At 38.1% G+C, this 14,739-nt stretch carries 15 protein-coding genes; 5 read left to right on the top strand and 10 right to left on the bottom strand.

Features of this window, described 5'->3' with window-relative positions; translation table 11 throughout:
• The first annotated feature begins 47 nt into the window (after positions 1-47).
• Positions 48-554, top strand: coding sequence for a hypothetical protein (locus G6W43_RS03695; protein ID WP_103572221.1), 507 nt, complete (start codon positions 48-50; stop codon positions 552-554).
• Here the strand turns inward: G6W43_RS03695 and G6W43_RS03690 are convergent.
• The 3 genes from G6W43_RS03690 to rsmH are packed head-to-tail and all read right to left on the bottom strand — an operon-like array spanning position 533 to position 3,692.
• Positions 533-2,482 carry an FUSC family protein gene (locus tag G6W43_RS03690; protein WP_194169179.1) on the bottom strand — a complete coding sequence of 650 codons (1,950 nt, stop codon included), beginning with the start codon at positions 2,480-2,482 and terminating at the stop codon, positions 533-535. The two genes, G6W43_RS03695 and G6W43_RS03690, sit on opposite strands and share 22 nt — an antisense overlap.
• The gene (locus G6W43_RS03685; protein ID WP_002940285.1) at positions 2,473-2,766 is read right to left on the bottom strand and encodes a hypothetical protein; all 294 of its coding nucleotides are present in this window, start codon (positions 2,764-2,766) and stop codon (positions 2,473-2,475) included. The genes G6W43_RS03690 and G6W43_RS03685 overlap by 10 nt, the downstream gene beginning before the upstream one ends.
• 2 nt (positions 2,767-2,768) lie before the next feature.
• Positions 2,769-3,692, bottom strand: coding sequence for a 16S rRNA (cytosine(1402)-N(4))-methyltransferase RsmH (rsmH, locus tag G6W43_RS03680; protein ID WP_194169178.1), 924 nt, complete (start codon positions 3,690-3,692; stop codon positions 2,769-2,771).
• A 126-nt stretch (positions 3,693-3,818) separates the two neighbouring features.
• On the opposite strand from rsmH, the gene G6W43_RS03675 reads away from it, so the two are divergent.
• The 4 genes from G6W43_RS03675 to ftsZ all read left to right on the top strand — a co-directional run bounded on the left by G6W43_RS03675 (position 3,819) and on the right by ftsZ (position 8,581).
• Positions 3,819-4,406 carry a class II aldolase and adducin N-terminal domain-containing protein gene (locus G6W43_RS03675; protein ID WP_002940326.1) on the top strand — a complete coding sequence of 196 codons (588 nt, stop codon included), beginning with the start codon at positions 3,819-3,821 and terminating at the stop codon, positions 4,404-4,406.
• Positions 4,407-4,545: 139 nt separating this feature from the next.
• Positions 4,546-6,003: a peptidylprolyl isomerase gene (locus G6W43_RS03670; protein WP_194169177.1), complete on the top strand. Its 1,458-nt coding sequence runs from the start codon at positions 4,546-4,548 to the stop codon at positions 6,001-6,003.
• Positions 6,004-6,008: 5 nt separating this feature from the next.
• Positions 6,009-7,427: a cell division protein FtsA gene (gene ftsA / locus G6W43_RS03665; RefSeq protein WP_103617100.1), complete on the top strand. Its 1,419-nt coding sequence runs from the start codon at positions 6,009-6,011 to the stop codon at positions 7,425-7,427.
• 14 nt (positions 7,428-7,441) lie between these two features.
• Positions 7,442-8,581 carry a cell division protein FtsZ gene (ftsZ, locus tag G6W43_RS03660; RefSeq protein WP_012001610.1) on the top strand — a complete coding sequence of 380 codons (1,140 nt, stop codon included), beginning with the start codon at positions 7,442-7,444 and terminating at the stop codon, positions 8,579-8,581.
• Positions 8,582-8,851: 270 nt separating this feature from the next.
• Here ftsZ and G6W43_RS03655 read toward each other — a convergent pair whose 3' ends face one another.
• The 7 genes from G6W43_RS03655 to G6W43_RS03625 form a co-directional block, all read right to left on the bottom strand.
• Complete coding sequence (locus G6W43_RS03655) at positions 8,852-9,148, bottom strand: metal-sulfur cluster assembly factor (protein ID WP_149712210.1); 297 nt, start codon at positions 9,146-9,148, stop codon at positions 8,852-8,854.
• A 3-nt stretch (positions 9,149-9,151) separates the two neighbouring features.
• Positions 9,152-10,342 carry a peptidase M50 gene (locus G6W43_RS03650; RefSeq protein WP_194169176.1) on the bottom strand — a complete coding sequence of 397 codons (1,191 nt, stop codon included), beginning with the start codon at positions 10,340-10,342 and terminating at the stop codon, positions 9,152-9,154.
• 1 nt (position 10,343) lies between these two features.
• The gene (locus G6W43_RS03645; protein WP_149712208.1) at positions 10,344-10,682 is read right to left on the bottom strand and encodes a hypothetical protein; all 339 of its coding nucleotides are present in this window, start codon (positions 10,680-10,682) and stop codon (positions 10,344-10,346) included.
• A gap of 73 nt (positions 10,683-10,755) precedes the next feature.
• Positions 10,756-11,796, bottom strand: coding sequence for a peptide-methionine (R)-S-oxide reductase MsrB (gene msrB / locus G6W43_RS03640; RefSeq protein WP_194169175.1), 1,041 nt, complete (start codon positions 11,794-11,796; stop codon positions 10,756-10,758).
• A 77-nt stretch (positions 11,797-11,873) separates the two neighbouring features.
• The gene (gene purH / locus G6W43_RS03635) at positions 11,874-13,406 is read right to left on the bottom strand and encodes a bifunctional phosphoribosylaminoimidazolecarboxamide formyltransferase/IMP cyclohydrolase (RefSeq protein ID WP_194169174.1); all 1,533 of its coding nucleotides are present in this window, start codon (positions 13,404-13,406) and stop codon (positions 11,874-11,876) included.
• Between the two features lie 30 nt (positions 13,407-13,436).
• A complete protein-coding gene (locus G6W43_RS03630) occupies positions 13,437-14,003 on the bottom strand; it encodes a hypothetical protein (protein WP_194169173.1) in 567 nt (188 codons plus the stop codon).
• Positions 14,004-14,738: a TerB family tellurite resistance protein gene (locus tag G6W43_RS03625; RefSeq protein ID WP_194169172.1), complete on the bottom strand. Its 735-nt coding sequence runs from the start codon at positions 14,736-14,738 to the stop codon at positions 14,004-14,006.
• Between the last annotated feature and the right edge of the window lies 1 nt (position 14,739).

The following is a 14,739-nucleotide window of genomic DNA, read 5'->3' as shown; positions in this document are numbered from 1 at the left end:
TTTAGATACAATGAGCTGAAATTTTCAAGGTAAAAAGTCTATAAAAAATGAAAGAAAATCTAAGAAACACTATCATTAAAAATATTTTTTTCGTCTCAAAACAGCCAGTTTTATTTAGAGATTTACTTGAAGCAAATGCCCTTTTTAACGAAGGTATGCTAGTTGATGGCGCAAAGCTAAATTTTAGATTTAACCACGTGAAGCTCTATCAAATTTACGCACTTATCTGCTTTGTAGTCTTGTTTCCGCTTCTCATCATCACGCACCACTTTTTAGCAAAGACCGACGCGCACATCTCGATAATCGCAACCACCATCGTCACTTCAGCTGTTTTTATCGGATTTGATATGTTTAAGGTTTGGGCAAGAAGAGAGATAAGCTTGGATCTTATAAAAAAGGCTTGGAGCGTGCATTTTCCATATTTTGGATATGAAAAGTATTCAAGCAAGGTTGAAGAAATTTACAACACCGCTCTTAAAAATGACGTTTCAAAAAAAGATTTAGAACAATATATATATGAAAAGCTAATCTCTCAAAAAGAGAGCGCTGAGTAAATTTCATTTTGTTTTAAAGCAACTCGTAAAATTAGCTTTTTAACGTTTTCGTCTTTGCAAAGTAGCTTCGCTTCTATCTCGTTTATGAAATAATATGGAAGTTTTTTGATCTTTTTATCTAGCATCAAAAACCTATCTGAGATGATTTTTATATCATTTTGCAAGGCGTTTTTCTCTTTTAACTCATCTAAATTCAGATAATTTCTAAGCTTAACCAGATCGCTATTTATATCATCAAGCTTGCTAGCTATAAATTTTGCATTTTTCATATTATCATCGTCTAAATTTTTACTAACTTTTATAGCGTAGTTTAGCTCATTTAGCGAGCCTAAAACCTTTTTTTCATCCATGCTAAAAGCATCTTTGTTTGACTCATTTAGAGAAATTTGCACTAAATTTCTAAAACCTATCAAGGCACTGCTTAAGCTATTTTTTATCGCTGTATAGTCATTTTTCTTAGTTAGTAGATATGTGACAAAAACTATCAAAAAGCCAGCTGCCACATCAAGCAGTCTATCGACCATAAGAGCTAAAAAGTCTCTTTTTATAAGCGAAAAAATGGATGTAAATTCAAACATAAAAGCCGTTGCAAAGACTATTTGTTTGTAAGATTTTAGATAATAAACCAAAAACATACCGATAAAGACAACCACGTAAAATGCGTATGATTCACCCATAAATTTCACAAAAACAAGTGCGATAAAAAAGCCGATAACTCCGCCAAGAAGGCTATCTCTGCCAGCATTTTTCAAAGCATCTTCGTCGTTTTTGTTTAGGCTCATCACCGCTATGGCTATCCAAATTCCATGATTTATATGCATCGCCTGCGCTATAAAAATGGCAAGCGACATGCAAATGGAAAGCCTTAAAGACTCTTTTAATATTTCATTTTTTAAATTTAGCTTTTTAAATGCCTCTTTTAGCGTGATCTTTTTTGTGTTGTTAAACGAGAGTTTGTCCTCGCCGCCCTCTTTTATAAGCAAAAATTTATCATAAAGCACGCCAAGCGAGCTTGCAAAAATTTTAAAATTTGAGTTTTTAGCTAAATTTAGCGCATCAAATTTTAGCTTTGGAGTTTGATTTTTGAAAATTTTTTTAAGCTCAAAAAGGTTGTAAGCGATCTCATTTTTTACCTCATTTAAAAGCGCTTTGTCCTCGATCCTTTCAAACGAAGCGCCCAATGTTCGAAGCAAAAGAGCGATCTCTTCAACTTTATAAAAATAAAATAGCGCTTTGGCTTGATTTCTAACTAACTTAACATCTTTTATCTTTAGGCTTTTGTTTGCGAAAATTTCTTTTGATTTATCAATCGAGCTCATTAAATCTGCGATACTTGCGTAAAAATGGCTCGTGCCAAGCGCCTTGCTCGATAAGATGGCGCTGTCTAGTAAAAAGCTGATGCTCTTTTTAGTAAATTTGCCGTATTTGCCAAAGTTTTCAAATTTTATGATGATGCTTAACACGCCAGCAAGCACCAGACCGCCGATGCTATCAGGCACATTTAGCCCAACTGCGGCCTTTGTCACAAAGGCAACTAGCCCTGTTGCATTTACAGCGAGTAAAATTTTGTTTAAATTTGAGCTATAAATTTGGCTAATGCCTACCACAAATATCCAGACAAATACGATAAGCGAGAGCCAAACGCCAAGGCTGATAAATGGATCAACAAAGGGCATAAAAGCGCAAGAAAGCGCGATGTAAAGTAGCAAAAATGCAAATTTACTCCTATCTTTGCACTCAAGCTCGCCAAGAAAGAAGATACCCATCGTGATATTTACAGCCATGATAGCGCCGCTTAGATGAAAGAAGTAAAAACACAAAAAGCAGTTAAAAGCGATGGTTGTAGCAGCTTTTAGCGAGTAGATGAGCTGGAAATTTGCAGGGTCGTAGTAGTGGATAAAGCTTTTAAATTTCTTAATTATTTCCATTGACGCTCTTGCATATTGTTTAAAATTTGATTTTTATAACGCAAATTTTCAAGCTTTATGCTAAGAGCTCTGTTTTCTTCAAGGAGCATATCTCGTTTGCCGCTGATATCGGCGATATCTCTACTTATATAATAAATTTGATTTGCTATATAAATTTTTGGCAAAAATAGAGCCAACGCTATAAAAACCGCCAGATAGACCATCACTAGCGTTTTAAAGCTTAAATTTACCTCACGTTTTTGCTCCTCGTCGTGAAGTGTTAGCAGCTCTTCTTTTTCTTGCATCTTTATCCTTTTATCTTAAAAACACGTAGTTTTGCGCTCTTGCTTCGTGAGTTTTGCGCTAGCTCACTTTGGCTCGCTGTTAGTGGTTTTTTAGTTAAAATTTCGCCCAGTTCGTGGTTATTTCCGCACTCACATCGGTAGATGCCAGGCGGACAGATACAGCTATTTGCCCACTTTTTGAAGCGCTCTTTTACGATCCTATCTTCAAGCGAGTGAAATGTTATGATCGCCACCAAGCAATCTTTAAAACCGCCCTTTTCTATGCTATCGAGCAAATTTGTTAGCTCATCTAGCTCGCCATTTACCTCTATCCTGATCGCCTGAAAAGCAAGGATCGCAGGGCTAACGCCGCGCCCTTTTATCTTGGCTGTGCCTATTATGTTTGCAAGCTCTTTTGCGCTTGTTATCTCGCCTAAATTTCTAGCATTTATTATCTTATTTGCGATCCCAGAGGCATTTTTTAGCTCGCCGTAATCCCTAAAAATCCTAACTAACTCATCAAACGAGTAGCTATTTACCACGTCATAGGCGCTAAATCCTCGCTCTTTATCCATGCGCATATCAAGCGCGCTTGAGCCAAGACTAAAGCCTCTATCATCTTTATCTATCTGCAAAGAGCTAACGCCAATGTCAGCTAAAATCCCTCTAACATTTGAAATTTCATCGCTACTAAGTTTGCTAATAAGCTCAGAGAAATTGCTCTTATAAATTTTCACTCTACTGCCAAATGGCTCAAGTTTTTTGAGCGAGAAATTTATAGCCTCGCTGTCTCTATCGCAAGCGATCAAATTTAAATTTTCATTTTGAGACAAAATAGCACTAGAATGTCCAGCATATCCAAGCGTGCAATCTATAAAATTTCCACGCAGGTCTTTAAAAAATGATAAAACTTCGTCAAGTAAAACGCTAATATGCGGACTTTGCAACACTGCCTCTTTAATGAAATTAGTGTGAAAATTTATCGAAATTTTACTTAAAAAGCTATCATTACATAAAATTTTACACAAATTTTAAGATAGCTTAAATATAATCACCCAAACATAGGAGAAAAAATGGACTTATTGCACTCAACAAATGAGATAAAAAAAATATCTCTTTCGATGTTTAGAAAGAATTTTTTTGGTGTTTTTCATGGTTCTATCTCGGCGAGAGTAGAAAAAAATCAATTTATCATCAACAAGCAAAGTGCCATTTTTGACGACTTGCAAGATAGTGATCTAACGCTTCTTTCATCAAAAAAAGACTACCGATGGAATGATGCAAGCTTAGATGCTGATATACACTTAAATATCTACAAAAACATAAATGAAGCAAAATTTGTCTGCTACGCCATGCCTCCATACGTGACAGCTTATGCAATGAAACATGAAAAGATCGCACCAAAAGACTATTTTGGATGCATGAGATTTAATGAAATTTTAGTCTATGATCCAAAGCAGTTTGACGACTGGTATGAGCGTGCTGAGACAGAAATTTATAGAGCGATGATAGAGAAAAATACTAACGTCGTCGTGATCAAAGGATACGGTGTTTACGCGTATAGCAGGAGCCCTCAGCTACTTGCAAAAGATATAGCCTTGTTAGAAAATAGCTGCAAACTGCTTCATTTTACTGGTGATTACAGCGATTTTAGCATTTAAATTTTTGCTAACAAAGATAAAAAATGTTAGTAAAAATTTAGCAAGAAACGTTTTTATAAAGCCCCATTTTAAGCTTATTTAAGCCAAATTTCTATAAAATATCGCACAAGCTTTGTTAGTATTTTAAAGGAAGAACTTAATGTTATCTTGGATGCAAAAACATAAAAAATACCTAGTCGTGACAATTTGGGTAAGCACGATAGCTTTTGTCGGTGCTGGTTTTGTCGGCTGGGGCGCATACGATCTAAACAGCAACAGAGCTACTTCAGTAGCTAAAGTAGGACATAGAAATATAAGCGTTCAAGAGTTGCAACAAAAATACGATAGGTTATATCAGTACTACAACAATGTATTTGAAGGCAAACTAACTCAAGAGAAAGCTGAAGAGTTAGGTTTAGAAAATGCTGCACTTCAAGCTGCTATTCAAGAAAATTTACTATTAAATTTTGCAGACGATATCGGTCTAAGCGTTAATAAAGACGATGTTTTAAAATATATAATCGTCGATCCAACATTTCAAAAAGACGGCGTTTTTGACAAAAATTTATACTACGACGTGCTAAGAAGAGCCAGGATAAACCCAACTGATTTTGAAGATAATCTAAAACTAACTATCTTACTAGATAAACTTAGAACTATTTTAAATTTACCTGCAAGCAAAGAAGATATCGCCATGATGGAAGCTAGCTTTTTCATGCAAGATAAATTAGCTGTGCAAGTAGTAAATGCTGATCAAAACGATATCAAAGTAGATGAGAAAGAGCTAAAAGATCTTTGGGAGATAAATAAAAATAACTATATGACAAAGACACTTTATGGCATAGATACATACTTTGTCGAGTCAGAAAAAAGTGACGCAAACGAAAGTGTTTTAAAATCTTACTATAACGAGAACCAAGATAAATATAAGGGTTCTGATGACAAGATAAAACCTTTTAGCGAGGTAAAAGCTGAAGTTAATAAAGACTACAACATAGAGCAAAGCAAAACTAACGCTTTAGAAAAGTATGTCGCTGTTAAAAAAGCTGAGCTTGCAACTAATGGTTTTGTAAGCGTAAATGAAGACAACGCTACTTTTTCACTTGATGAGATAAAGGGTGCAAAAGTTGGCGAAGTGATAAAACCATTTATCTATAAAGATGGCTATTTGATAGCTAGAGTAAAAAGCATAACTCCTCCACAACCTATGAGCTTTGAACAAGCAAGAGCTAATGTGCTTGAAATTTATAAAAGTAAAAAAGAAAAAGAAATTTTAACAGCAAAAGCAAAAGATACTCTACAAAACTTTAAAGGCACAGATGTTGGCTTTGTTAGCAGAGAGGTAAATGGCTCTATTGCGGGCTTAAATGAGAGCGATACAAGAGCTTTTGTATCTCAACTTTTTGACACTAACAACACAAAAGGTTATGTTATATTAGATGACAAAGCCGTAGTGTACGATATTTTGGAACAAAGATTGCTTACTAACAATATAAATAACAACTATAAGCAAATAACACAACAAAATGTTGCAATGCTTAAAAACAACGAGTTGATAAAAGATTTAACAAACAAACTTCTAAAATATTATGAAGTTAAAGAATATGTCAAAAGGTAAAAATTTTGAGTACTAGAATTTTAGGCATAGATGTCGGATCATTTCAAATTTGCGCTGTTATAGCAGAGCAAAATGATGATGGCATAAAGATAATAGGAATAGGCACAGAAAAAGCACAAGGTATAAAAAAAGGTGCTATAAATAACATTGAACTAGCTGCAAAATCTATAAAAAATGCACTCATAGAAGCGCAAAAAGTTGCGGGCACACACTACGAAAGAGTAGTAGTTTCGATATCTGGCAAATATACTAAAAGCGTAAATAGTAGTGGCGTAGTAAATATACCAAATCATGAAATAGGCATAAAAGAGATAGAGCGTGCCATGCAGATGGCAGATCACAATGCAGAGACTTCCCCAGAATATGAAAAACTTCATGTCTTACCTTACAACTTTAAAGTGGATGGACAAGAATTTATAGAAGATCCTATCGGTATGAATGGCACTAGACTTGAAGTGCAAACACATATCATAAGTATCCAAAAATCACAACTAAGCAACCTAAGAAAGGCTGTAAATTTAGCAGGCGTGCAGGTTGATAACGTAGTTCTTTCTGGTTACGCTTCAGCCATAGCAACACTAACAAAAGATGAAAAAGAACTTGGTGTTGCTCTTATAGATATGGGCGGCGAGACATGTAATATGGTAGTGCATGCTGGAAATTCATTAAGATATAACTCATATCTACACGTTGGCTCTGCAAATATAACTATAGATCTTTCAATGGCGCTTCATACTCCTTTGCCAAAAGCTGAAGAGATAAAACTAGAATATGGCAAGCTAGTAAATAAATCAGTTGATCTTATCGAGCTTCCAAGACTTGGTGATGAGCAAAAAACCCACGAAGTTTCACTTGATGTTATATCAAATGTCATCTCAGCTAGAGCAGAAGAGACTGTGATGGTGCTTGCAAATATGCTTGAAGATAGTGGATACAAAGATCTTGTTGGTGCTGGCATAGTACTAACTGGTGGCATGACAAAGCTTGATGGGCTAAAAGACCTAGCTTCTGCAATATTTGACAACATGCCAGTTAGGATCGCAAGACCAAAAGAGATGGATGGCTTATATGAAATTTTAAGAGATCCAGCAAATTCTTGTGCCATAGGACTTTGCATGTATGGCGCTGGAGAATTTACGCCTTATGAGATAGACTCAGAAAAAAAGATGAGATATAAGGGTGAGTTAAGATCAAAGCCAAAAGCAAATTTCAACATTTTTGAAGAAGAGAAAAAAGAGAAATTTGAAGTAAAAAAACAGGAAAAAGATGATTTTGAAGAAGGCATTGAACTTGTAAATATGGATATAAATTTAGAGCAAACAAAAAATAAAAACGAGCTTGCAAATATCGCTGATATAAGTAAGCAAGAAAAAAAACCAAGTGCTTTAAAGAAATTTTGGCACAGCATGACACAACTATTTTGAGGAGAATTTTTACAATGAGCAACAGTTTCACAATCGAAGAGAACAAGAGCCTTTATAGCGCAAAGATAAAGGTAGTAGGCGTAGGTGGTGGTGGTGGTAATATGATAAACCACATCATAAGAGAGAATCCAAATTTAGACATCGATCTAATGATAGCAAACACAGATGCTAAGGCACTTGACAATTCTCCTGCACATACAAAGATACAGCTTGGTGAGAAAAAGACAAAAGGTCTTGGCGCTGGTATGAGACCAGAAGTTGGCAAAGAAGCTGCACAAGAGAGCTACGAAGAGATAAAAAGTGCTCTTGAGACTTCTGATGTTGTGTTTATCGCTTCAGGCCTTGGTGGTGGTACAGGTACAGGCGCTGCTCCAGTTGTTGCACAAGCTGCAAAAGAGATAGGTGCGCTAACAGTTGCTGTTGTGACTATGCCTTTTTCGTTTGAGGGTAAAAAGCGCAGCAAACTAGCTGATATCGGTCTAAGCGAGCTTAGAAAAGAGAGCGACTCTATCGTTATCATACCAAACGACAGACTTTTAACTTTGATAGATAAAAAATCTGGCATCAAAGAGAGCTTTAAAATGGTTGATGAAGTACTTGCAAGAGCAGTAAATGGTATGTGCTCTATCGTGCTTGACTCTGGTGTCAGCGATATCAACCTTGACTTTGCTGACGTAAAAACAGTTATGAGTCACAGAGGTCATGCTTTAATGGGCGTTGGCGAGGCTTATGGCGAGGGTGCAGCTCAAGAAGCTATAAAAAATGCTATCCAATCACCACTACTTGATAACATGAACATAAACGGAGCGCTTGGCGTTTTAGTTCATTTTAAAATGCATCCAAACTGCTCACTCGATGATCTTCATAGCGCGATGTCAATGATCGAGGAGGCATCTGATGATGATGCTGATGTGATCTTTGGTACAACAACTGATGAAAACATAGAAGACAATAAAGTCGAAGTTACTATCATCGCAACAGGTTTTAAAGGCGCAGAAAAAGAAAGCGAAGAAAAAAAAATAGCCCAAGAGCCTGAAAATGATCTTTTAAATAAAAATATCGTTTTAAAAAGAAGAGTAAGCGGTGGATATAACAGTGATGAGTATATCTCTCAGCTAGATATCCCATCATATCTTCGTCACCAAATGGACTAAGTCCTAACTAAAAATTCTCCTGTTAAATTGCAAGTTTATCTTGCAATTTACCTTTTTATATATTCAAATTTTAACCATTACCTAGCAAACGCCTAAAATTATCTTCTATAACTCGCATTTTTAGTTTTTACTTGCATAAATTTATTAAAGAGTTTAAACAGCCCAAGCAATTTTAACTACACTTTTTATGATATTTTTAAAATTTAAAGTAGAAGTTCAAGAAGAAAAGCTAGAAATTTGCCAGCTAAGCTAAATTTCTAGCCAAATTTATTATTGCACTCCAAGTTGTGCTTTTACAAAGTCACTTGCCATTTGGATATTCCACTCAGGCTCCCAAACTAGGTCGATCTCGCACTCTTTCACACCCTCCACGCCAAGCGTAGCCGTCTGCACCCAGTCAAGTATCATCTCATGAAGTGGGCAAGACTTGGTTGAAAGCGTCATCGTCACCTTTGCTTTGCCGTTTTCATCGCAACTCGCATCATATATGAGCCCAAGCGAAACGATATCAAAGCCAACCTCGGGATCTACGATATTTGACAAAGCATCATAAATTTTTTCTTTCATTTTTTATCCTTTAAAACCAGTAAATTTAAAAACATTTATCATATTTATAGCAAGCAAAATGATGCTTAAAGCCATAAAAATCATACTTGCATAGACTAAATTTCCCATCTCAAAGCCAACCGCCAAAGGATAGCACACAAGCGAAATGACATTAAAAGCTACGGCGTAATAAGCCGCCTTTTTTAGTATCATCGCATCAAGCAGCGGCACTTTTGCCTTGCCAACAAAGGGTGCCACGTAGTGATACCAGATGAGAAATGGCGCGATCTTATAAAGATGAGCCACGATAAAGGCAAACAAAAAGCCATATATCATAAAAAACGCAGCCAAATTTAGCTTTTCAAAAATCATAAATATAGCAGCCACAAACAAGGCAAGCAGCGAAAGAGCGATATTTACGTTCCAGTAGTCATACGCCTTTCTCACCCGCTTTTTCAGGATATAAAACGCCTGTGCTATAAAAAACAAAGCCGCCACAGCCACTGTAAAAATGGATAAATTTTCATCGATTGCCAACAAAACGCCAGCCAAAATATAAGAGGCAAGCGAAGCCTTGCTAAGCGTAAATTTAAGATCATGCGCCAGCGCAAACATCGGCAAAAGCACGCTTGCAGCCCCAAGTATCACGAAAAATACAAAACCCAGCACGAAATATACGTGAAATTTTAGCGTCATAGCAAAATCAAGCATAAGCGTGCCACCAAGTATCATCACTAGGCAAAATCCAAGCGTTATACCAACTAGCAAAAATATCGCCGAGGCAAAGAGCGCAAAGGCTGCAAAGCTTCTTTTTTGATTACCCATAAAGCTTAGCGCATAGGTCGAGCCAAAAAAGAGAAGCGTGCCAAAGAGAAAAACTGCGCTGATTTGCAAAATCCTAGCCTCGCCAAATACCATCGCGTAGCTCATAGCAAGTAGCGATACGCAAAAAATGGCTAAATTTAAAATAGCCCCTTTTACCGTGAAAAATGGCTTTTCTAAGATGACTGAGGTTAGCTGATAGAGCGCTCCGATGATGATGCTTATCACAAAGCCAACAAAAAATATATGCAAAAAGCCAGCCGTATTTAGCGAGCTAATCGCCTCAAAATCAGCGTAAAAAAAGGCCGGGACGCTTAGCGCTAAGAAAAAAATGCCAGCGATAAAGTAGCCGCCAACTAGCTTAAATGGCGGCGCATAAGTGTTTAAAAGCATCTTAATGGCAAAGGCTAGTGTCTATGTTTTCTATGCTCGCACCCTCTTTTAGGCTAAAAGTCATCTTCACAGCTCCGCCCTCAAGGTCCTCGCGCTTAATGTCAAAGCTCTTATCTATCTTTGGTATAAGACCAGCTGGAAATTTATGATTTAGCATCATAATTTTTGTGTTTTTATCAGCAAATTTAATAGCCAAAAGCGCGTTCATCATAGGCTCAGGCGGCACGCAAGGACGTGAGTCAAAGCCCACAAAGCTTACCCCATTTTCACTAAATTTATAAAACGGCACCGTAGCACCCTCTACATTAAACTGCTCTGCATTTTTGAAAAATTCACTCATTTTTTTTCCTTTTGATTTTGGAGAATTATACTCTGATTAAACTTTTCAAACCATTGATTTGCTTCAACAAAAGCTACTTTACGTAAGGGATAAACTCCTCGTATCCAAGCCTAGCCATATCCTCAAGTGGTATAAATTTAAGGCTTGCGCCGTTTATGCAGTATCTTAGCCCACCCTTGTCACTTGGCCCGTCGTCAAAGACATGTCCAAGGTGCGCATCGCTGTTTTGAGACCTAACTTCAACCCTTTTCATCATAAAAGAGTTATCCTCGCTATACGCAAGCGTCGTTGTCGTGATAGGCTTTGTAAAGCTTGGCCAGCCACATCCTGCGTCAAATTTATCAGCGCTTGAAAAGAGCGGCTTGCCACTGGTGATATCGACATAGATGCCCTTTTTGTCAAATTTATCATACTCGCTGCTAAATGGCCTCTCAGTCGCCGCCTCCTGCGTCACTGCATACTGCTCGCTGCTTAAATTTCTCTTTAGCTCCTCTTTGCTAAGTGGTTTAAATTTAGCCTCATCATAAAGCGGCTTATTTGCCAAATTTAGATCGATATGGCAGTATCCAAAAGGGTTTTTGTCAAGATAGTCTTGATGATACTCCTCAGCAATGACGAAATTCTTAAGTGGTGCGACCTCGACCACGATCTTATCTTTAAATTTCTTTTGCTCGATCTTTATAAAGCTCTCAATGACTGGTAGATCGTCCTTGCTAACATAGTAAATCCCGCTTCTATACTGCCTGCCGACGTCATTGCCCTGTTTATTTAGCGAGGTCGGGTCGATCACTCTAAAAAAATGAGCCAAAATTTCAGCCAAAGCGACCCTGTTTTCGTCAAATTTCACATAAAGTGTCTCGGCGTGATCGCTCTCGTGCAGCTCACGGTAGCTCGTGCTCTCGCTCTTGCCATTTGCGTAGCCCACCTTCGTATCCACCACGCCAAATATCTTTTTAAAATAGCCCTGCATACCCCAAAAGCAGCCACCTGCTAAATAAATTTCTTTCAAATTTTGCCCTGCCATCGTCCGCTCCTTTAAAAACTCATCTTTCGCCGTCAAATTTACACCCAAAAATACAATAAAAACCAAGAGAAAATTTAATATCTTTTTCATGTGAGCTCCTTTTTTGAAGGATTATATAAAATTTAAAGTTATAAAGTGTGAAATAAGGGGCAAAGCGCCCCTAAATTTTAGTGTAAGAAGTGTCTAACGCCAGTGAAATATAACGACATGCCGTGCTCATCGGCAGCCTCTATCACCTCATCATCTCTGATGCTACCACCTGGCTCGATGACGCATTTTACGCCCACTTTGCTAGCGATGTCGACGCTGTCTCTAAACGGGAAGAACGCCTCGCTTGCAAGCACGCAGCCACTTAGATCGATCTTTAGCTCTTTTGCCTTTGCTACGGCCGCACGAGCAGCATCCACGCGGCTAGTCATACCCATACCAATAGCCACCATCGCGCCATCTTTTACATAAACTACGCAGTTACTCTTCGTTAGCGCAGCCACTTTCCACGCGATCTGAGCATCTTTTAGCTCGCTACCAGTTGCAAATTTCTTACTCATTTGCTTCATATTTTCAAACTCTTCGTCTTTTACGAAGTCTCTTTCTTGAAATACAAATCCACCATCGATGTGCTTAAAGTCAAATTTATCATTTGCGCGGACTAAAAATTTATTATCCTGAGTGAAAATTTTGATGCGTTTTTTGCTCTCAAACACCTTAAGCGCGGCATCATCGACATTTGCAGCGATGATTACTTCAACGTAAATTTCATTTATCTTTTTGGCTAGCTCCTCATCAAGCGTGCCATTTATCGCCACCACGCCGCCGTATGCCGAGATCGGGTCGCATTTAAGCGCTGCCACGTAGCTCTCAAGCAACGTATCTTTTACTGCAAAGCCGCAAGGGTTAGCGTGCTTGATGATAGCCACTGCTGGCGCGTCATCAAAGCTAGTTGCAAGCATTAGTGCGCCATTTATATCGGTCATATTATTGAAACTTGCCTCGCCTTTTAGGGCTCTAAAGTTGTTTGTAAAGAAATAATCAAACTCATAAAGCGCGCCTTTTTGGTGTGGGTTTTCGCCGTATCTGGTGTCAAAAACTTTGCTTCCCACGATAAATCTAGCATCGCCAAAACCGCCATTAAATCTATCATTCATATAGTTTGCGATCATGCTGTCATATGCCGCTGTATGCTCGAACGCCTTTATCATCAGCGATCTTCTAAACTCGTAATCATCGCTTTTCTCTTTTAGGCGCTTTAAAATTTCATCGTAGTCAAGCACGCTTGTGACGATGAGCACGTCTTTAAAGTTTTTAGCAGCGCTTCTTACCATGGCTGGGCCGCCGATGTCGATATTTTCGATGATCTCGGCAAAGTCATCAGTCCTAATCGTAGTCTCTTTAAATGGATATAAATTTACGCAAACTAGGTCGATGCCCTCGATGCCATACTCCTTTGCCTGAGCCACGTGCGTAGCGTCATCGCGTTTGTGCAAGATGCCACCATGTATCTTTGGATGAAGGGTCTTTACCCTGCCCTCAAACATCTCAGGTGAGCCCGTAAATTCGCTGACCTCAGTGGCTTTGACGCCTTCGGCCTTTAAAAGTTTATAGGTGCCACCAGTTGAAAGTATCTGCCAGCCAAGCTCTTCTAGCCCCTTTGCAAACTCTACAATACCCTCTTTATCGCTAACGCTAAGCAACGCTCTCATTTTTTCTCCTTTAGATTGATTAAATTTATTTTATTTCTCCGCCAAACACATCGCTTTTTCAAGCACAAGTAGCCCCATGGCTGTGTCTTTTTTGATATTTTCTTCTGTTAAATTTTCTAGTTTTTCTAAACTTTTACCACTAGCATTTACTGCAAAATGGCTCTTTTTGACTAAATTTTGAAACTCTCCGCCTGCGATATCCACACTAAAGGCATAGTTTGAAATTTGCTTGCCACCAAAATAGCTTGAACTTAGCACGCTTAAATTTACAGCCTCTTTTTTGCTAAATGCCTCGCAGATCGGGCTTTTAGCGCTAAATTTCACCACCTTTATGCCGCCCTCATCTGAAAATATATACTCTTTAAACTCATTTAAATTTTTAGCTCTAACTGCCTTAAAATCAGCCTCTACGCCATCGCTGCCAGCTAGAATGATGCTAGCAGCGCTTGTCTTATTGTATTCGCCGATCTTTTTGCCATTTTCAAAAAGCGTGCTATCTTTTAGCTCAAATTTGATCTCATTTCCATCAAGATCGCTTACGTTTAGCTCTCTGCAAAAGCCAGCCACCGCTAACAGCAAAATAATAAATTTCTTCATCTAAACTCCAAATTTCTCTTTTAATCGCCCATAAGCCTCATTTATCTCCTGAAGCTTTTTAGTCGAGCGCTCTATCACCTCTTTGCTCTCGCCTCTGCCCATCAAAATGTCAGGATGATACTGCCTCACAAGCTCTTTGTAGCGAGCCTTTATCTCTTCAAGGCTTGCATTTTTACTAAGTCCTAAAACCTCAAATGCATCGTTTTCTTGGCTTACCTCATCATGGTCTGCCCCAAATCTCGAGCCATAAAAGCTATCAAATTTATAGATTATCTCATCAAGCGTCTCTTTGTCGATGCCAAATCCATAAGCGATATTTCTTATGACGTCTTGCTCGCTTTTGTTAAACTCACCGTCTATATAGGCTAAATTTAGAAAAAATGTGAGCCTAGCCACGCAGGTATCGTAGTTTAGATTAAACGCGCGCTTGTAGTTTCTGGCGGTTTCATAGGCGTTATCTACATTTTCTTTTTGGCTATTATAAACCTCTTTTAGATACTCACGCACGCCGCTAACGCCACTAACTTTCTGGCTTAGATCATCTAGCACTTGAGTGATCAGCCTAGCCTCTAGCTCGCTAACTCTGCCGTCACTTTTAGCGACTTTTGCAAGTAGTGAGACTAGAAATTTAGCCTCATCTACATTTGCTTGTTTCTTGCGGTTACTACCTATTTGGACATTCATAAATAAAAATATCGCACCGCCTAATATCAGTAAAAACAGGACTCCAGACATA

Origin of the sequence: Campylobacter concisus, assembly GCF_015229965.1 — a bacterium.
GTDB classification, from domain to species: Bacteria; Campylobacterota; Campylobacteria; order Campylobacterales; family Campylobacteraceae; genus Campylobacter_A; species Campylobacter_A concisus_BD.
Note: the sequence above shows the minus strand (reverse complement) of the source record. Positions and strands in the feature narration are given on the sequence as shown.